Annotated in this window: 20 protein-coding genes; 5 read left to right on the top strand and 15 right to left on the bottom strand. The window is 66.1% G+C overall.

Annotated elements, in window-relative coordinates; genetic code table 11:
* The first annotated feature begins 19 nt into the window (after positions 1–19).
* Together J4G32_RS19405 and J4G32_RS19400 are read left to right on the top strand one after the other, a co-directional pair.
* On the top strand, positions 20–1,015 hold the full coding sequence (locus J4G32_RS19405; protein ID WP_210497211.1) for a magnesium transporter CorA family protein: 996 nt from the start codon (positions 20–22) through the stop codon (positions 1,013–1,015).
* 4 nt (positions 1,016–1,019) lie between these two features.
* On the top strand, positions 1,020–1,760 hold the full coding sequence (locus J4G32_RS19400; RefSeq protein WP_210497210.1) for an SOS response-associated peptidase: 741 nt from the start codon (positions 1,020–1,022) through the stop codon (positions 1,758–1,760).
* A 10-nt stretch (positions 1,761–1,770) separates the two neighbouring features.
* On the opposite strand, the gene J4G32_RS19395 is transcribed toward J4G32_RS19400, so the two are convergent.
* Both J4G32_RS19395 and J4G32_RS19390 read right to left on the bottom strand, forming a co-directional pair.
* Positions 1,771–3,024, bottom strand: a complete 1,254-nt coding sequence (locus J4G32_RS19395; RefSeq protein ID WP_210497209.1) for a class I SAM-dependent RNA methyltransferase — start codon at positions 3,022–3,024, stop codon at positions 1,771–1,773.
* The gene (locus tag J4G32_RS19390; protein WP_210497208.1) at positions 3,017–3,745 is read right to left on the bottom strand and encodes a TlyA family RNA methyltransferase; all 729 of its coding nucleotides are present in this window, start codon (positions 3,743–3,745) and stop codon (positions 3,017–3,019) included. The genes J4G32_RS19395 and J4G32_RS19390 overlap by 8 nt, the downstream gene beginning before the upstream one ends.
* A gap of 105 nt (positions 3,746–3,850) precedes the next feature.
* Here J4G32_RS19390 and J4G32_RS19385 point away from each other — a divergent pair, with 105 nt between their 5' ends.
* Complete coding sequence (locus tag J4G32_RS19385) at positions 3,851–4,564, top strand: superoxide dismutase (RefSeq protein ID WP_210497207.1); 714 nt, start codon at positions 3,851–3,853, stop codon at positions 4,562–4,564.
* A 9-nt stretch (positions 4,565–4,573) separates the two neighbouring features.
* Here J4G32_RS19385 and dxs read toward each other — a convergent pair whose 3' ends face one another.
* From dxs to ygfZ, 8 genes are all read right to left on the bottom strand, one after another.
* Complete coding sequence (gene dxs / locus J4G32_RS19380; protein WP_210497206.1) at positions 4,574–6,481, bottom strand: 1-deoxy-D-xylulose-5-phosphate synthase; 1,908 nt, start codon at positions 6,479–6,481, stop codon at positions 4,574–4,576.
* A 102-nt stretch (positions 6,482–6,583) separates the two neighbouring features.
* Complete coding sequence (locus J4G32_RS19375; RefSeq protein WP_210497205.1) at positions 6,584–6,832, bottom strand: exodeoxyribonuclease VII small subunit; 249 nt, start codon at positions 6,830–6,832, stop codon at positions 6,584–6,586.
* A 31-nt stretch (positions 6,833–6,863) separates the two neighbouring features.
* Entirely contained in the window at positions 6,864–9,551 is a 2,688-nt protein-coding gene (locus tag J4G32_RS19370) for a DUF2339 domain-containing protein (RefSeq protein ID WP_210497204.1), read from the bottom strand.
* Positions 9,552–9,592: 41 nt separating this feature from the next.
* Positions 9,593–10,111 (bottom strand): tyrosine phosphatase family protein, encoded by a 519-nt coding sequence (locus tag J4G32_RS19365; protein WP_210497203.1) that lies wholly within the window; start codon positions 10,109–10,111, stop codon positions 9,593–9,595.
* A gap of 4 nt (positions 10,112–10,115) precedes the next feature.
* Positions 10,116–10,712 (bottom strand): YfbR-like 5'-deoxynucleotidase, encoded by a 597-nt coding sequence (locus tag J4G32_RS19360; protein ID WP_210497202.1) that lies wholly within the window; start codon positions 10,710–10,712, stop codon positions 10,116–10,118.
* Entirely contained in the window at positions 10,712–11,320 is a 609-nt protein-coding gene (locus tag J4G32_RS19355) for a DNA-3-methyladenine glycosylase I (RefSeq protein ID WP_210497201.1), read from the bottom strand. The genes J4G32_RS19360 and J4G32_RS19355 overlap by 1 nt, the downstream gene beginning before the upstream one ends.
* An 85-nt stretch (positions 11,321–11,405) precedes the next feature.
* Entirely contained in the window at positions 11,406–12,047 is a 642-nt protein-coding gene (locus J4G32_RS19350; protein ID WP_210497200.1) for an FMN-binding negative transcriptional regulator, read from the bottom strand.
* Between the two features lie 88 nt (positions 12,048–12,135).
* Complete coding sequence (gene ygfZ / locus J4G32_RS19345) at positions 12,136–13,011, bottom strand: CAF17-like 4Fe-4S cluster assembly/insertion protein YgfZ (protein WP_210497323.1); 876 nt, start codon at positions 13,009–13,011, stop codon at positions 12,136–12,138.
* Between the two features lie 73 nt (positions 13,012–13,084).
* Between ygfZ and J4G32_RS19340 the strand changes: the two genes are divergently transcribed.
* On the top strand, positions 13,085–14,431 hold the full coding sequence (locus J4G32_RS19340; protein ID WP_210497199.1) for a dihydroorotase: 1,347 nt from the start codon (positions 13,085–13,087) through the stop codon (positions 14,429–14,431).
* Positions 14,432–14,710: 279 nt separating this feature from the next.
* On the top strand, positions 14,711–15,577 hold the full coding sequence (locus J4G32_RS19335) for a LamG domain-containing protein (RefSeq protein ID WP_210497198.1): 867 nt from the start codon (positions 14,711–14,713) through the stop codon (positions 15,575–15,577).
* Between the two features lie 26 nt (positions 15,578–15,603).
* On the opposite strand, the gene J4G32_RS19330 is transcribed toward J4G32_RS19335, so the two are convergent.
* The 5 genes from J4G32_RS19330 to pdxH form a co-directional block, all read right to left on the bottom strand.
* Positions 15,604–15,861, bottom strand: coding sequence for a hypothetical protein (locus tag J4G32_RS19330; protein WP_210497197.1), 258 nt, complete (start codon positions 15,859–15,861; stop codon positions 15,604–15,606).
* Between the two features lie 132 nt (positions 15,862–15,993).
* On the bottom strand, positions 15,994–16,569 hold the full coding sequence (locus J4G32_RS19325) for a TIGR02301 family protein (RefSeq protein WP_210497196.1): 576 nt from the start codon (positions 16,567–16,569) through the stop codon (positions 15,994–15,996).
* Positions 16,566–17,015, bottom strand: coding sequence for an NUDIX hydrolase (locus tag J4G32_RS19320; RefSeq protein WP_210497195.1), 450 nt, complete (start codon positions 17,013–17,015; stop codon positions 16,566–16,568). The genes J4G32_RS19325 and J4G32_RS19320 overlap by 4 nt, the downstream gene beginning before the upstream one ends.
* Before the next feature lie 10 nt (positions 17,016–17,025).
* The gene (locus tag J4G32_RS19315; RefSeq protein WP_210497322.1) at positions 17,026–17,748 is read right to left on the bottom strand and encodes an SDR family NAD(P)-dependent oxidoreductase; all 723 of its coding nucleotides are present in this window, start codon (positions 17,746–17,748) and stop codon (positions 17,026–17,028) included.
* A gap of 96 nt (positions 17,749–17,844) precedes the next feature.
* Positions 17,845–18,453, bottom strand: a complete 609-nt coding sequence (gene pdxH, locus J4G32_RS19310; RefSeq protein ID WP_210497194.1) for a pyridoxamine 5'-phosphate oxidase — start codon at positions 18,451–18,453, stop codon at positions 17,845–17,847.
* Between the last annotated feature and the right edge of the window lie 77 nt (positions 18,454–18,530).

Below are 18,530 nucleotides of genomic sequence, written 5' to 3'. Positions count from 1 at the left end.
GGACGAAAGGGCAGACATCATGATCGTCATTCACAAGCCGGCTTCAGCCACCGGGCCCGCGGGCGAATCGCTCGATCGCTACATGCTGCAGCCGGGGGAACCGATTCCCCAGGACACCCTGTGGATCGACCTGATCGAGCCGACCCGCGAGGAAGATCGCCTGGTCGAGGGCCATCTCGGCATCGAGATTCCGACGCGCGAGGAAATGGCCGACATCGAACCGTCGGAAATTCTCTATCGCGAGAACAACGCGCTCTACATGACCGCCCGCGTGCTGTGCAGTTCCGACACAGAGACGCCGCAGTTGCTCGACGTGTCGTTCATTCTCACCGACAAGGCCCTGGTGACGGTCCGCTACGGCGAGCCGCGCTCCTTCACCATGTTCATGTCGCGGGCGGTCAAGCCCGGTGGCTGCCGTCATCAGCCGGAGGCGGTGCTTGACGGGCTCATCGAGACCATCATCGACCGGGCGGCGGAAATTCTCGCCACGGTCGGCAAGCGCATCGACTATGTGTCGCGCGAAATCTTCGAGACCGAGCGCAAGAAGGCGCGTCAGACCACGGTGTTTCGCACGGCGCTTCGCTCCATCGGGCGCAAGGGCGACGTCATCTCGAACGTTCGCGAAAGCATGGTGTCGGTCGAGCGCATGCTGCTGTTCCTGTCCGCCGCCATGCCCCGCCCGCAGCGCACGCACGGCTTTCAGGCCGAATGGCGCACCGCGCTTCGCGACGTGCAATCCATCGAGGAGCACGCGACCTTCCTGTCGAGCAAGGTGCAGTTCCTGCTCGACGCGACGCTCGGACTCGTGACCATCGAGCAGAACGACATCATCAAGCTCTTCTCGGTGATGTCCGTCATCTTCCTGCCGCCGACGCTGATCGCGTCCATGTACGGCATGAACTTCCAGATCATGCCCGAGCTGCAATGGCAGTTCGGCTATCCCTTCGCCATCGTGCTGATGATCCTCGCCGCCGTGCTGCCTTATGTGATCTTCCGCTGGAAGCGCTGGCTGTAAGGGAATGTGCGGCCGCTTCGCCATCACCCTGCTGCCGGAAGTCTATCGCGACTTCTTCGATTATTCCGAACGCCCGGATTTTCCCGCCCGCTTCAACATCGCGCCGACACAGCCGGTGCCGATCGTCGTTGAGGATCGGGGCGGGCGTCATTTCCAGCTCGTGCGATGGGGGTTTTTGCCCGAATGGGCCAAAGACCCGAAGGACTTTCCCCTGCTGGTCAATGCCCGCGGCGAAACGCTCGACGTGAAGCCGACCTTCAAGGCGGCGTTGAAACGGCGGCGCTGCATTTTTCTCGCCGACGGGTTCTACGAATGGCAGCGTCACGGCGGCTTGTCCGCGCCTTATCTCATCCGCCGCCGCGACCGTGCGCCGCTGCCGATGGCGGGCCTGTGGGAAACCTACAGCGATGCGAGCGGCGGAGAGATCGACACCGCGGCCATCATCACCACCGATGCGAACGGCGTCGTCGGCGCGATTCATGACCGCATGCCGGTCATCCTGTCGAAGGAGGATATGGCGGCCTGGCTCGACCCCACCAACGAGCGCACGACAGACGCCATGCGCCTCGTGCGGCCCTGTCCCGAAGACTGGCTCGAGATGGTGCCGGTGAGCCGCCGCGTGAATGCCGTCGCCAACGACGATGCGGGCCTGATGGAGGCCGTTGCAGTTCCGGAAGGCCCACCTGCCGCGCCGGCGAAGAAAAGGGCGTCGCGCAACGACGACGCGCAGGGGCAGCTGTTCTAGCCTGGTGCCGTCAGAGCCGCCGCTTCTTCACCAGATCGCGGCGCAGGATGCCGACGATTTCCACATGCGGCGAATAGCTGAACTGATCGACCGCGTAGACGCGCTCCAGCCGGAAGCCGCCGGCTGTGAGGATAGCGGCGTCGCGCGCGAAAGTTCCTGCGTCGCATGAGACGCTGACCACCAGCGGCACTTTCGACGACACGATCTGACGCGCCTGCGCCTCCGCGCCATTGCGGGGCGGGTCCAGGACAACGGCGTCGAAGGTGTTCAGCTCCGTCGTCAGCAGCGGCCGGCGATAAAGGTCGCGAACTTCCGTCGTGACGGCGCGCAGGTTCGGCGTTGCGCGGACCGCGCGATCAAGCGCCACGATCGCCGCATTGTCGTTCTCCACCGCATGGACCGCATGACGCTCCGCCAGCCGCAGGGCGAAGGGGCCGCAGCCCGAGAACAGGTCGGCGACCCGCTTGGCGCGCTCGCAGGCGGACAGCACGATGGACGCAAGGCTTTCCTCGCCGAGGCGCGTTGCCTGCAGGAACGATCCGGCCGGCAGGACGACGGAGGAATGCCCGATGGTCAGCGCCGGCGGGCGGCGTTCCACGACGATGTCGCCGTGAATGGACAGGCGCGCGAGATCGAGATCGCCCGCCAGATCGATCATCCGCTGGCGGTCCTTCGGGTTGAGCGGACCATGCCCGCGGATATCCACGTCGAGGCCCGTCTCCACCTCGGTGATCTGCACATCGAGGGGCTTTCGCCCGGCGCCCAGTTGCCGGCCGATGGCGCGCGCCACGATGGGGGCCTGGCGCTGCAGGGCCGGGACCGCGATGGGGCAATGGTCGATATCGACCACATGATGACTGCGGGCCGCCATGTAGCCCACATGCATCTCCCCGTCGGGGAAGCGCACATGCAGCGTCAGCCGCCGCCGTCCCTCGCCATGCGCATCGACGATCGGCTCCATCGGGGCATCGAGATGGGCCTGGGAGAGCGTGTGGGCGAGCGTGCCCTGCTTCCAGGCAAGATAGAACGGGTGGCGCATATGCTGGGTCGTGCAGCCGCCGCATTCGCCGAAATAGGGACAGAACGGGGTGATGCGCTCGGGCGAGGGCACGTCCACGCTCACCAGATGGGCACGGGTCCCCTCGCGCGCGATGGTGACCGTCTCGCCCGGCAGGGCGAAGGGCACGAAAATCGGTCCCGAGGCGGTTTCCGCAATGCCGTCCGCCTTGGCGCCAAGACGGCCGATCGTTACCTGTTCAGCCAAGGCGCGCTCCCAACAAAAATTCACGATTGCCGTCGCCGCCCTCGATGGGGGAGGCCATCAGACCCATCGGCGACAAGCCGAGGGAGACGACAAAGGACGTCATATCCTCGCAAACGGCGCGATGCACGGATTCATCGCGCACGATACCCTTTTTCACCGCGTCGCGCCCGGCTTCGAACTGCGGCTTGACCAGAACCGCCATGGCGGCACCCGGGCGCAGCAGGGAAAGGGCGGCGGGCAGCACGAGTTTCAGGGAAATGAAGCTGACATCCGCCACCAGCAGATCGATTGGCTCCGGAATGAGCGTGGCGTCGAGTTTGCGGGCATCCGTGCCCTCGAGACTGACGATGCGCGGATCGGCCGCGATTTTCGCGTCGAGCTGGCCATGGCCCACATCGACCGCGTAGATCCGGCGCGCGCTGCCGAGCAGCAGCACCTCGCTGAACCCGCCCGTCGAGGCGCCCAGATCCAGGCACACACAGCCCGTTGGGTCGATGGCGAAGGCTTCAAGGGCCGCCTTCAGCTTGACGCCCCCGCGCGACACGTAAGGGTGCACGGCCCGGGCCGTGATGGCCGCATCGACGGCGATCATGTCCGAGGGCTTTCGCACTGTCGCGCCATCGGCCGTCACGAGGCCCGCCGCGATGGCGTCCTGCGCGCGGGCCCGGCTTGCAAAGAAACCACGCTCCACCAGTGCGACGTCGGCCCGTCTACGGCTCATTCTCGTCTCGTCCTCAACGGATCACATTCCTTTCAGGTGCGGAACAAAGGCGGGCAGGCCCGCATCTCCTCACACGATCGCATGCCAACCAGAGGATACGACCCCATGATCAGCCGCCGCCTCGTCCTGACCGGAGCAGCCCTCATCAGCGCTAGCGCTGCCATCCCGCGCGCCTTCGCGCAAGCCCCGGCAGGGCCGTTCACGCTGCCGCCGCTGCCGTATCCGGTCAACAAGAACGAGCCGCATATCGACGCCATGACCATGGAACTCCACCATGACAAGCATCATGCGGCCTACGTGAAAAACCTCAACGATGCCGTGGCCGGCAACGCCGACCTCGCCAAGATGCCGTTGCAGGATATGCTGGCGAACCTCGCTAAGGTGCCGGACAGCCTGCGCACCGTCATCCGCAACAATGGCGGCGGCCATGCCAACCACACGATGTTCTGGCAGATCATGGGCGGGGCAGGCGGCATGCCGACCGGCGAGGTGAAAACCGCCATCGAGCGCGATCTTGGCGGCTTTGCGGCGTTCCAGACGGCCTTCAACACCGCCGGCGAAAAGCAGTTCGGTTCCGGCTGGGTCTTCGTCACCGTCGATCGCGCCGGCAAGCTGGCGCTCGTCGCCAAACCCAACCAGGACACGCCGCTCATGGAGGGCGAAAGGGTCCTGATGGGGAACGACGTGTGGGAGCACGCCTATTACCTGAAATACCAAAACCGCCGGCCGGACTACCTGAAGGCGTGGTGGAACGTGCTCGACTGGGCCAAGATCGGCGAACGCTACGCGGCCGCCAAGGCCGGCACCCTCACCATCTGAGTCTGCGGCTCACGCTCTCGCCTGATGCGGCGTCTCGCGGCCAAGGGCCTCGAACACCTTGGCGACGATCCCCGCCGCATCAAGGCCGGCCTTGCCGTAAAGCCGCTCCGGCTTGTCATGGTCGAGATAGGCGTCGGGCAGGACCAGGGAGCGCACCTTGAGCGTGCCCTGGTCAAGCGCTCCGCGGTCGGCAAGCAGGTTCAGCACATAGGAGCCAAAGCCGCCGACCGACCCTTCCTCGACCGTGATCAGCACCTCGTGGTTGCGCGCGAGCCGCAGGATCATCTCCTCGTCGAGGGGTTTGGCGAAACGGGCATCCGCGACGGTCGTCGACAAGCCGCGCGCCTCGAGATCCTCGGCCGCGACCAGCGCCTCCGCCAAACGTGTCCCAAGCGACAGGATGGCGATCCGGTTGCCCTCCCGCAGGATGCGGCCCTTGCCGATGGGAAGGGGCACGCCATGATCCGGCATGTCGACGCCGACGCCCTCGCCACGGGGATAGCGGAACGCGATCGGCCCGTCATTATAGGCAGCCGCCGTGGCCACCATGTGGACGAGTTCCGCCTCGTCGGCGGCCGCCATCACCACCATGTTGGGCAGGCAGCCGAGATAGGCGATGTCGAACGAACCCGCATGGGTGGCGCCATCCGCGCCGACGAGCCCGGCCCGGTCGATGGCGAAACGCACGGGCAGGTTTTGCAGGGCTACATCGTGGACGAGCTGGTCGTAGCCCCGCTGCAGGAACGTCGAATAGATCGCGCAGAACGGCTTGTAGCCCTCCGTCGCCATGCCGGCCGCGAACGTCACCGCATGCTGCTCGGCGATGCCCACATCGAAGGTGCGGGTCGGGAATTCCTTGGAGAACTGGTCGATTCCCGTGCCGGTCGGCATGGCGGCCGTGATGCCGACGATCTTGTCGTCCTTTGCGGCCTCCTTGATCAGGCTCTCGCCGAAGACCTTGGTGTAGGCCGGCGCATTGGCCTTGGCCTTGGCCTGGGTCCCGGTCACCACGTCGAAAGACACCACCCCGTGATACTTGTCGGCCGCGGCCTCCGCCGGCGCGTAGCCCTTGCCCTTCTGGGTCACCACATGGACGAGGATCGGGCCGGTCTGTGAATCCCGAACGTTCTTGAGGATCGGCAGCAGGTGGTCGAGGTTATGGCCGTCGATCGGGCCCACATAGTAAAAGCCCAGCTCCTCGAACATCGTGCCGCCGGTCCAGAACCCACGGGCGTATTCCTCCGCGCGGGCGGCCTTTTCGTAGATGAATTTCGGCAGTTTCTTGGCCAGTTGTTTGGCGGTCTCGCGCAAGGAGCGATAGGTGCCGCCGGACACCAGGCGGGCCAGATAGGACGACATCGCGCCGGTGGGCGGGGCAATCGACATGTCGTTGTCGTTGAGAATGACGATCAGCCGCGAATGCATCGCGCCCGCGTTGTTCATGGCCTCGTAGGCCATGCCGGCCGACATGGCGCCGTCGCCGATCACTGCCACGACGTTGTTCTTGCGCCCGTCGAGGTCGCGGGCCACCGCCATGCCGAGCCCTGCGGAAATCGACGTGGAGGAATGGGCCGCCCCGAACGGATCGTATTCACTCTCCGACCGCTTGGTAAACCCTGACAGGCCGCCGGCCTGACGAAGGGTCCGGATGCGGTCCCGCCGGCCGGTGAGAATCTTGTGGGGATAGGCCTGATGGCCCACGTCCCAGATCACCCGGTCGCGCGGCGTGTCGAACACGTAGTGGAGCGCGACCGTCAATTCGACGACGCCGAGTCCCGCCCCCAGATGCCCGCCGGTCACCGAGACGGCCGAAATCGTCTCTGTCCGCAACTCGTCGGCGACCTGTCGCAGCTGACTTTCCGGCAGCGCCCTCAGATCGTCCGGCGTGGCAATGGTGTCGAGGAGGGGTGTGGACACGGGTGAACTCTCGCTCTGGCCCAAATCGGGCCGGAAAGAAGTGAGATAGGGTGGACGAACCGCCGGGTCAAACCGCAAGCGGGTCCGTTTCCCCTGTGGAGCCTAGCTGTCGACGTCGAGGGGCGTGACGCCGGTGGCCTTGCCGTCCGGGCTGATATTGATCTTCTCGATGCGCGCCTCCGCCTTCTTCAACAGACCTTCGCAGTGCTTTTTCAGGGCCTCGCCGCGCTCGTAGATGGCAATCGAATCCTCGAGCGGAACATCGCCGCGCTCCAGCCGCCGCACTATGTCCTCGAGTTCGGCCAGGGCCTTTTCGAAGGGAAGGTCGGTGAGAGGGGTTGGCTCGGTCATGCGGATCCGTTCGTTCGTTGAAAGGGCTGCCTCAGCCCTCGCGGGGGAGGGCGCGGCCCGGGCGTTGCGACAAGAGCCTCTGATAGACGAGGCCGATCCCCATGAGAACCAGCCCGAGCCCGATAAACGACAGGGCCCGCATGACGCCTTCCAGATTGGCGAGGTCGACGATGAAGACCTTCACCACGGCAAGAACAAGGTAGATTGCGGACGCAAGTCGGGCAAAGCGATTGTCGCGCAGGAGGCCGATGGCGAGAAGCACGATCCCCAGGGTCAGGAGCGCGACCGAATAGCTCCATTGCTCGCCTTGCGTGACTCCCCGCCACAGGCCCAGTTCGGGACCATGGAAGAGGCGTCGGATTGCCAGCACGATGTAGGCCAGTTGCAGGGCCAGGGCGAGGGCCGCCGAGACCCACACATGGACGAGTGGCTTGTTGCCGCGCTGGGACATCGCCAGGACCGCCGCCACCAGGGATGGCAGCAGATAGGCCAGGATCAGGGCGTTGAAGAGAACCCCGCCGGCGATGGCATCGTCGGTCAAAAGGGGGTTTTCGAGCAAAAAGAGCCCGCCGATACAGATGACGAGCGACAGCGCCTTGAAGATCGCCGAGCCCCACCGATAGACGATATCCGGCTTGGTCAGGTCGAGCCGGGTGAGAAGCACCCCGAACGCCAGGGTTTGCGTGGCGACAAGGCCCGCCTCAAGGAGACCGAGATCCGCCGCCAGGGGATCGCCCGCATGGAGGGCGTGCCGGATCTCGAAAAAGATCAGGAAGGTGGCAAAGACGAAGCTCAGGCTCTCGGTGAGTTGGACGATCCTGTCGCGTCCCGACCGCTCGAGAAACCGGCTGGCAAGCCAGAAGGACAGGGCCGGAATGCCGTAGCCCCAGAGCAGCCAGTTCACCAGAACCGGCCCCGGATTGCCCGGAACGATGGCAGGGTCCCAGATCAGCCGGCCCAGCACCACCAGGCCGATGGCCCCGACCGCGTAGCGGAGCGCCGGCAGGGCGAGGCGGTCGGCGATCCAGGCTGTCGCCAGCCCCGTCAGGGCGAAGGCCACCGTGAGCATGCCCTTGTCGAGGGCGAAGGTCAGCCCCAGCGCCAGCGCGCCCAATGCCGCCGAGGCCACGGCCCCGAGACCGAGGCGAAGGGTCGATGTGGCGCCCATCCGCGCGAAACGAGTGGCGGCCAGCACGAATGCCAGGGCGAGGAATCCTGCGACGAGCGCGAAGGACAGGTCCCGCTCGAAGCCCGCCACCCGCCAATAGGCCGCGACCAGCGCCAGAAGCGGCGTGACGGCGGCGGCTCCCGCGTACCAGGCCGCGAGCCGCGGGTTCAGCCGGTCGGAGACGGCAAGGCGCAGCAGCGCCACGCCTGCCACCAGCGGCACGAGCAGGCAGGCAAAGATCAGGTAGGTCGCAAGCGCCTCCGGCCGCGCGGCGAAGATGTCGCCGCCGAAATAGAAGATGCTTTCCGGATCGCCCGCGAGACTGCGCCCGATGGGCCAGGCGAGAAGGGTGCCGACGACCACGAGGCCGGCCACGGCCGCAGCGGGTGCTGCCGCGGCGTACCGGAAGGCGGTCGCGAGCGTGATCAGGGCAATCAGGCCGGCAAAGAACGGCCGTGCGCTGCCGGCCTCGACAAGGCTTGCCGCCAGCACGCTCGCGATGCCGAAGAGAAGCAGCACCGCATTGGCGGGCCAGTCGACGATGGCGTCATCATCGGAGGTCCGGCGATAGGGATCGGCCACCAAGAAGAGGCAAGCGAAGGCCGTCTGCAGGACGAGATGGATCATGAGAGGCAGGGCGGTCGTCCCGTCCGTCGCGGCGATGAGGGGCGCCCAGGCGAGCGCGCCGCCGGCTGCCGACAAGGCGAGCCAGCGCCACAGGCGGAGCCGCGCCACGCCATAGGCCGCCAGCACCACGAAGGGCAGGTAGATCACCAGCGCCCAGGGCTGCGGCTCCTGCGCGGCGACGAGAAATGGCGCGCCCAGCGCGCCCACCAGTCCAAGCCCCGCAAGAGCTGGCCCGTGCAGGGTCGCTGCCACCATGGTGAGGATGGCGACCGCACCCAGCAGGACAAACGTGGTTGCCGGGCTGAGGATATCGTACAACGCATAGGCCGCGTAGATGGACGCGAAGGCCGTGCAGGTCCCGGCTGCGGTGAGGATGCTGGGAATGTTGGCGGATGGGATGCCGAGCACCACGCCTTCGCGTTGCCGCCGCCGCAAGGCCTCGCCCACGCCGATCAGGGCCAGCGCGAACACGCCGCCGATCAGCACCCGCAGGCCGGGGGACAGCAGGTTCTGCTCGATCGAGTAGCGCACGAGAAAAATGCCGCCGAGCGCCAGCGCAAGCCCCCCGGTCCAGACCGCCCAGCGCGATCCGAGGCGGTCCTCGAGGCCGGAATCCGATGGCGTTTCGGGGACAGGTGCGGCGACAGGCGGGACGGAAGCGGGGACGGGTTCGGCCTGTGGCTCAAGGTCGGGGACGGGCTCAGCTGGGCCGGGTTCGGGCGGGGCCTCAAAGGCCGCAGAGGTGGCCTCGGGCGGCGCGGCAAGCGAAGACCGCGCCAGCCGCAACTCGGCCTCGAGGGCATCGACCCTGATGGTCAGCGCCCGCGTGGCGCGACGGGCGTTCATCGCAATCACCAGGCCGGCGATCGCGCAGACCGGAAAGGCGAGCGCGAGCAGGATCAGCAGCAGTGTCGGATCATCCATGCGTGCCCCCCGGCGCGACGGCCTGGGCCGCCAAAGATCGATCAGCCCGCGGTGAGACCTAACATGAACGGGGTGCCTTCCATAGCCTCGGCCCCGCGGCCGATGTCGCGCACCGCCGAGACCATCCGGCCACGCCGTCCCAAGGCTTCGTCGGCCAGGGCGACGAAGCGGGCATTGGGGGTGGCGCTGGGCGAGGCGACGCGCAGGGCGCGGGCGATCTCGTCCTCGCCCCGCTCCGGCGCGAGCGCGCAGGCGGTGATGAAGGCTGCCGCCGTCGAGCGGCTGATTCCCGCCCAGCAATGGAACAGGAGCGGGCTTTGCCGGTCCCAGGCGCGCACGAACGCCAGCAGCGCGTCGATGTGCTCGCCGCCCGGCAGGATGTGGCCGTCCAGCGGCTCGACGATGTCGCTCATGCCGATGAACAGGTGCCTGTCGGCCAGGATCGAGGCCGGCCGCTCGACCAGCGAGCCGGTATTCATGAGCGTGACGAGATGAGCGGCTTTTGTGCTCGCGACGGTGTCGTGGAGGCGGGAGAGGGAACAGACGTGGATGGTTGGCATGGGATCAATCCGTGACTGCGAGCGCTGCCAGGCGCTCACGATAGCTGGTTTGGGCGTGCGAGACCGGCCAGGGCTCGAGGAGCGCCAGAGCCTGGCGCGGAAGAGGCTCGGGCCGTCCGAAAATCTTCATGGCTTCCTCGCGGCCGAATCCGGCCAGATGCGTCGCCTCGAGAAAGGCTGCCTGCCGGTCGGCCCGCTTGATGAAACGCTTGAGAGGCGCGGATGGGACCGAGGGCAGGCCGAAATGCAGGTGGATCGCGGAAAGAAGCCGCTCCTCGATCGCCTTGTAGGCATCGCCGATCACCGCCTTGAAGGGCGAGATGATGTCGCCGATCACGTATTCGGGCGCATCGTGCAACAACACCGCCAGCCGCGTCTCCCGCGTCATGGTGGGTTCCTGATGATGGGCGATGGCCTCGACGAGCAGGCTGTGCTGCGCCACCGAGAAGATATGCGAGCCGATTGTCTGGCCGTTCCAGCGCGCAACCCGCGCCAAGCCATGGGCGATATCGTCAAGCTCGACGTCGAGCGGGGAGGGATTGAGCAGGTCGAGCCGCCGGCCCGACAACATGCGCTGCCAGACGCGCGGTTCCTTGGCCATTACAATGGCTCGGCGAGGGCCGCGCATTCCGCATGACGGAAGCATCCGGTCAGGTGATCGTTGACCATGCCGACGGCCTCCATGAACGCGTACACGATGGTCGGGCCGACGAAGTTGAAGCCCTCGGCCTTCAGCGCCTTGGAGATCCGCCGTGACACGTCGGTCTCCGGGCGAATGTCCGCGCGGGTCTTCAGGTTGTTCTGTATCGGACGGCCGTCCACGTGGTCCCACAGGTAATTGGAAAAGCCGCCCCGTTCCTGCAGCGAAAGCCACGCCCGGGCCCCGGAAATCGTGCCTAGGATCTTGGCGCGGTTGCGCACGATGCCCGCGTCGCCCATCAATTGCTCGACATGCCGCTCGTCGAAGCGCGCAATGGCGGCGGGATCGAAACCCGCGAAGGCCTTCCGGAAATTGTCGCGCTTGCGCAGGATAGTGATCCACGAGAGGCCGGCCTGGAAGCCGTCGAGAATCAGCTTCTCGAACAGCGCCCGGTCGTCAAATTCAGGAACGCCCCATTCGGTGTCGTGATAGGTCACGTAGACCGGGTCCGTTCCCGGCCACCAGCAGCGCATCTTGTTGTCGGCGTGAAGGATCAATCCGTCGGTCATGGGCATGGTGTAGCGAGGTCAGAAGCAAACGGGAAGCGGGCCGATACGGAAAGGCCGAACGCTTTTTGCGGACGGTCCGCCAGCCTCATCCTGCGGCCCCTTTTGCCTCCACCAGCATGGCCATCGCCAGCGAGGCTTCGTCGCCCTGCGCCCGCAGGCCCTCGGCGACGCCCCTCCGGTCCGATTCCTGGCGGTTCTGGCTGACTTTCCACTTGGCCTCGATCCGGCGGATCGGAATTTCGATTCCGACAATGCCCCTGATCTGCGCGGCGACGAAATCCGCCGGCGCGTCGGTGACGCCCCAGGGCTCGGCACGGCCGGCCTCGTGGCGTGTGGTAAGTTCCCCGATCTGCTCGCGCACCCATAGGGGATCGTCTCTCACGATCATCGGCCCGTAAGCCTGCACGATGGCATAGTTCCAGGTGGGCACCACCTTCCCGGTCTCGCGTTTCATCGCGTACCAGGAGGGCGTGACGTAGCTGTCGATGCCCTGGAAAATCACCAGCGCATCCTTGCTCTCGTCGACGTCCCGCCATTGCGGATTGGCCCGCGACAGATGCGCTTTCAACGTGCCGTGCGGGGAGGCCTGCGAATCGAGCGTGAAGGGGATCGGGTTGGCCATGAGGCCATCCGCGCCCAAGGTCACGAGCATTCCGAGCGGGTGAGCGCGCATCAGCGCGTGCTGGATCTCGATGCGGTCTTCACGAAAGTGCGGCGGCTGGTACATCGGCACTCCATCCCAGGGGCAGGGCGAGCCTATCGGCGCACGCTCCGCACGACCAATGAAACTTTCCCCGCCGACCGATCAACGGCCGCTAGGGCGTCACCAGCGCGTCCGGCACCGCAAAGGTCGCAAAAGCCGGCTTCTCCAGCGTGATCGGGATGCCGCCGGCGCGAATGGTGTGGCCTGCCGCGATGGCGTCGGCTGCCCGATCCAGCCTGATCATCACCAGACCGCGGCCGCCAGCCCCCGTGCCCGTGGTGCCGAGTGCTTTTTCGCCCGCGCGGATGTCGACGCCCACCTCCGCCGCAAATCCGCCCTCGTAGGTTGCAGGAACGAGGCGGGTGCGGGCCGTGCCGCGATGCTCCATGCGCGAGACCACTTCCTGCCCCACATAGCAGCCCTTGTCGAAATCGACGCCGTGAAGCTGGTCCATCAGCGCCTCGTGCGGGAAGGCTTCGCCGAACAGGAAATCGCGGCCGCCCTCGGGGATCCCCAGGGAGATCCGGCGGGCGTGATAATCCTGTGCCGACGCCTGGGTGGCGTCGGTGATATCATCCGCCGCCACAATCGCCCGCCAGCCGAGAGCCTCGAGGCGGGGATCGAGGGAGACGAGGCCGCGCTCGTGGTCGGGCTCCGGCTCGTCCCAGCCCGCCAGCACCGCGAGATTGCCGGAGCGGTCCTCGAGGGTCACTTTCGCGCGCAGCTTGTAGAAGCCGAGGCGCTTGATGAGATCGGCCGCATGGACCTTCAGGACGTCGAGGTAATAGCCGCCGCCCATCTCGGGCGGAGCCGCAAAGACGATGAAGTCGAACAGAATCTTGCCCTGCGGCGCCAGCAGCGCGCCCAGCCGCGCGGTCTGCGGCGTGACCTTGTCGAGGTCGCAGGTGACGAGGCCGTCGAGAAAAGTCTTGGCGTCGTCGCCATAGACCCTTACCACGCCCCGATCGGCCAAATGCGCTGAAGGCATGTCCTGCTCCGGTTGTGTTACGTGCAACGTCACATAGGCGCGGATGGCCCAAGCCTCAAGGGATGAGATCGCCATGCCCCAATCCTTCGACCTGATCCTGCAAGGCGGCACCGTCGTCAATCACGATGGCCGGGCGGAACGCGACGTCGGCGTGCGGGGAGGCCGAATCGCCGCCATCGGCGATCTTTCCCGCGCCACGGCGCCCCGCATCGTGGCCTGCCGCGGCCTTCATATCCTGCCAGGGGTCATCGACACGCAGGTGCATTTCCGCGAGCCGGGGCTCGATCACAAGGAGGATCTCGAAACCGGATCGCGGGCGGCCGTCATGGGCGGTGTCACGGCGGTGTTCGAGATGCCCAACACCAATCCGCAGACCACCACCGCCGAGGCGCTTGCCGACAAGATCCGGCGCGGCCATCACCGCATGCATTGCGACTTCGCATTCTGGGTCGGCGGCACGCACGAGAACGCCGCCGAGGTGACGACGCTGGAGCGGTTGCCCGGGGCTGCGGGCATCAAGGTCTTCATGGGCTCCTCGACCGGTTCCCTGCTGGTGGAGGATGACGAGGGCATCGCGTCGATCCTGCGCCGCACGCGCCGGCGCGCGGCGTTCCACTCGGAAGACGAGCAGATGCTGCGGGACCGCAAGGATCTGCGCGTGACGGGGGACCCGTCGTCCCACCCGGTCTGGCGTTCGCCCGAAGTGGCGCTTGCCTGCACGCAGCGCCTGCTGCGCATCGCCCGCGACACCGGCGCGCGCATCCATGTGCTGCATGTGACGACCGCGCAGGAAATGGCGCTTCTCAAAGAGTACAAGGATGTGGCCACCGTCGAGGTGACGCCGCACCACCTGACGCTGGCGGGCCCGGAGGATTACGCGCGTCTTGGCACCCTGATCCAGATGAACCCCCCGGTCCGGGACGAATCCCATCGGCAGGCCGTGTGGGAAGGCCTCGACGAGGGGATCGCCGACATTCTCGGCTCTGACCATGCGCCCCATACGCTGGCCGAAAAGCAGGGCACCTATCCGGACACCCCGTCGGGCATGACCGGCGTGCAGACGCTGGTGCCCATCATGCTCGACCATGTGAACGCCTCCCGCCTGACATTGGAGCGCTTTGTCGACATGACGAGCGCGGGCCCCAAGCGTCTCTTCGGCATTGCCCGCAAGGGCCGGATCGCCGTCGGTTACGATGCCGATTTCACGATCGTCGATCTTCATCGGATCGAGACGATCACCAACGACTGGATCGCCTCGAAATGCGGCTGGACCCCCTATGACGGCCGGAAGGTCACGGGCTGGCCCATCGGCACCATCGTGCGCGGCAACGTGGTGATGTGGGACGGGATTCTCGAGACACCGTCGCAAGGCGAAGTGGTGCATTTCGAGGAGACTTTGTCAGGTGACGCCGCGCGCTGACCGCATTGGCCCGGCTGGAACCATCCCGGCATCCTCCAAGCTTTGAAATGCTTGGATTATCCAGTAGTTTTAGCATCGGAATAGCCTCCTCATTCTCGATTGTTTCGGGAACGACTGCCCGCAAGGTGCCGAATCGCACCGACAACTGTGAACATCTTCCCCTATACGCAATGCACGGTCGCAATCGTCATGGCGTGTTCAGGGGGAGCTTGCAGCATGAAGACAGGCGCGACAGCCGCTTTGAAGCCGCACGGAGCCTCTTACACAGGGAGCGGTCGGTTGCCCCATCCGCCCGCGCCGCCGATCGACAAGATCCCGCTGGCGAGCCCATACGACAAGGCTGTTCTGGCTGATCAGCCGACGCTGTATCTGCCCCTGTCCAAGGCTGGCCTCTGCACGCAGGAAACGGATCTCGCGCAGCCTGGCCGGACGGGAATCTTTCATTCCGGCGTCTCCGCCACGACCATGCCCAATGGCGATCACGCCGCGCGGTTCGACGGCGCCGAGAGTTATGTCGAGGTGGCCGATGGGCCCGACCTGTCGGTGCCCAAGACGGGCATTCTCACGGTGGAAGCCTGGCTCCGACCGGACGCGCTGGTCTTTCCCAAGGACGAGGGCAGCGGGTACGTCCACTGGATGGGAAAGGGCGAGTTGGCGCGCGAGGACGGCGCCGATCAGATGGAATGGGCCGCCCGGCTTTACGGGGCCGACAACACCGACCAGCCTTATCGGGAAAACCGGCTCTCCGGCTATGCCTTCAACATGGAAGGCGGGCGCGGCATCGGTTCGTATACGCAGGAGCCGGTCAAGGCCGGCGCCTGGATGCACTTCGTGTTCGTGATCAACACGACGCCCGAAGATCCGAGCGATTCCGGTTACACGCGGATCTATCGCGACGGGGTCAACACCACACGGGCCAATCCCAAGGGCACGCCCTGGGACGACATGGATCCACTCGCCGAATCCTGGCCCGATCCTTCATCGACGCATCGCGTCGAACCAGGAGATGGAAACGCGCCGCTTCGGATCGGCACCCGCGACTTCCGCTCGTTTTTTGACGGCGCGATCGGCAAGGTCGCGATCTACGATCACGAACTGACGCCGACGCAGATTCAGCACCATTACGACGGGATGATGGGGCTCTGACGACCGGCGGCGGCGTGCAGCGCAGCCTAGTGCTTGAGCGAGGTCGAGAAACCGCCGCTGCGGATCTTGTCCGGCAGGCCTTGGGCGTATTCGGCTACGGCCTCCTCGCCATAGGTGGTGACGAGTTCCATGAAGGCCGCAAACAGCGCGGCCTGCGCCATGCAATCCGCATCCAGCCCGTCGAACTCGGCCTCGGCGAAAGCCTCGGTCACATAGTTCAGGGCCGCCTGCTTGATGGCGCTCAGTTCCTGGAGTTCACTCAGTGGGAGGTCGGTTTCATTCATGATCAAGGCCCCTTGTGAGGGGCGGGCGCGAGTTCGGTTGAAGCGAACTTAATCGGCCCACCAGCCCGGTGCCAGCATCACCTTGCAAAGCGGTTAATGCGAGAGGCGCGGCCTTGATTCCATGTGGATAAATCAGCCTCCATACCGGCCCGATATGGTGCGGGCGAGCCGTTCGCCCTCCTTGAGGTAACGGGCAGAGGCTTCCTGCGCCGAGGGCGTGCAGACCCGATAGGTGAGCGCAAAGGCCTGATAGCCTTTGTTGTAGGCGCCAGCCAGCCGTTCCCGCCGTCCCGGAGTCGTCCCCTCGGCCTCGAGCAGCACCTGCATCCGCCGGCTCCATTCCGGACCATCCGCCGCAGCGCAGATCGGCCGGAGGAGGGCAAGCGAACCCATGATTTCGGAAAGGCGCAGCAGGTCCTTCTCGTAGGGGGCCGGTGGCGGTTCCACCGGGACGGTCTCGGCCTTCTCCTTGGCGGGAGCCTGACGCTGGGCGGGCGGCGTTGCGGGCTGCCGGCGCTGGGTGGGCGGACGGAATTGCGGCTGCTGGCGCGGCGCCACCTGCTGCGGCGCCTGGCCCGGCGGCAGCCCGAACAGGCGTTCGAAAAAATTCTGCGCGCTGGCCGGTCCAGGCACGACCAGTCCGGATCCCAGAAAGATCAGGGCGAGGGCGACGGGATTTACGCCCACGAGGCGCCAGCGACCCCTCATGCGGGCTGATGCCGCCGGTCTTGGGCGAACGCCTGTTCGAGAATGCCGGGAAGACCCGGCGTCGTCGACAGACTCGCGATCTCCGGCTCCGTTACCCACCGCACATCCCTTGCTTCAGGCCCTGTCCGGGGCTCGCCGGAAAGCCACCGCGCCGCGAACACGGCGATGACCACGTGATGCTTTACACGCCCATCGTCGCCCCGTTCAATCACTTCGAACGGCGCGATGAGCCCGGTCAGGGCCGCCGTCACGCCGACCTCCTCGTGCAATTCCCGCAAGGCCGCCTCGGCCAGGGTCTCGCCGGTTTCGACTTGACCGCCGGGCAGAGAGTACTGGTTCTCCCAGGGCGGTTTGCCGCGGGAGGCAAGCAGCACCTTTCCGTTGCGGAAAACCGCCACCGAGGCAGCCAGAAACGGCCGTGCGGGGTAGAAACGATCGGCCGTCATGCGCCGATCCTCACACGTGCTGGCCGCCATTGATGTGCAGCTCCGCCCCCGTCACGTAGGAGGAGGCGTCGGTGCACAGGAAATAGATCGCCTTGGCGACCTCGTCTGGCGTGCCGAGCCGGCGCAGGGGCAGTTGCTCGACGATCTTCTCGGTGCCCGGCGACAGGATCGCGGTGTCGATCTCGCCGGGCGAGATGGCGTTGACGCGCACGCCCAACGGCCCGAAATCGGCCGCCATCTCGCGGGTCAGGGAGGCGAGTGCCGCCTTGGACGTGGCGTAGGCCGCGCCCGCGAAGGGATGGACCCGCGAACCTGCGATCGACGTCACGTTGACGATCGACCCCTTGGCCTTCGTCAATTCGTCGACGAGGCCGCGCGCCAGCATGATCGAGGCGAAGAAGTTCACCTGGAAGACGTGCAGCCAGTCCTCGTAGCGGGTATCCAGCGCGGCGAGCCGCGACCCGCCGCTGCCTTTGGGCGAAATGCCCGCATTGTTCACCAGCGCGTGCAGCAGCCCGCCCTCGACGGCAAGCCGCTCCTTCACGTCAGCAATCGCCCGTCGCGTATCGTCCGGGTCGGACAGATCGACCTGGAGGTGATCCTCGGGACCCATCTCCCAGGGGCAATTCTCCGGGAAGGCATGCCGCGAACAGGTGATCACCCGCCATCCGGCAGCCGAAAAACGCTTCACCGTCGCATGCCCGATTCCGCGGCTTGCTCCGGTGAGCAGCATGATGCGGCGGGGAGGGGTGGGAGAGGACGACATGGTGAACCTGGAATTGAGGGCGCTGCCCTGGTCTGTCCGATCTCAGATAGGGCTGCCCGGGCCTTATGGATAGAGTCGGACTTTGCGCCAGCCATCCGCTTCCTTCGTGAACTGGATGCGGTCGTGCAGGCGAAACGGCTTGTCCTGCCAGAACTCGATGGCTGCCGGCGCGATGCGAAAGCCCGTCCAGTGGGACGGGCGGGGCACCTCGCCGATGGCATATTTGGCGGCGTTGAGCGCAACCGCCTTCTCGAGCGCGAACCGGCTCTCCAGCGGCCGCGATTGCTGGCTCGCCCAGGCGCCGATCCGGCTCTCGCGCGGGCGGCCCTGGAAATAGGCGTCGGCCTGCGCATCGCTGACGATGGAGACCTCGCCGCGGGCGCGGACCTGCCGCCGCAGGCTTTTCCAGTGCAGCACGAGGGCTGCCTTGGGCTGGCCCAGCAATTCGCGCCCCTTGGCCGATTCCGTGTTGGTGTAGAAAACGAACCCGGCCTCGTCGAAGCCGTTGAGCAGCACCATGCGGACGTCCGGCAGGCCGTCCGCATCGACCGTGGCCAGCGCCATCGCATTGGGGTCGTTTAACTCGGAGGCCTTGGCCTCTTCCATCCAATGGCGGAACAGCGCGAAGGGCTCATCCGTTTCGGTGAAGTCACCGGATATTAACTGATTCAAGGCTTTATCCTGCGCTGTGGCTTAAACGTTTCCGGAGATCGACGCGTGGTAGGATCTGATGCGCGCCGTTATAGAGC

The sequence above is a fragment of the Microvirga antarctica genome, assembly GCF_017921815.1.
GTDB lineage: Bacteria > Pseudomonadota > Alphaproteobacteria > Rhizobiales > Beijerinckiaceae > Microvirga > Microvirga antarctica.
Note: the sequence above shows the minus strand (reverse complement) of the source record. Positions and strands in the feature narration are given on the sequence as shown.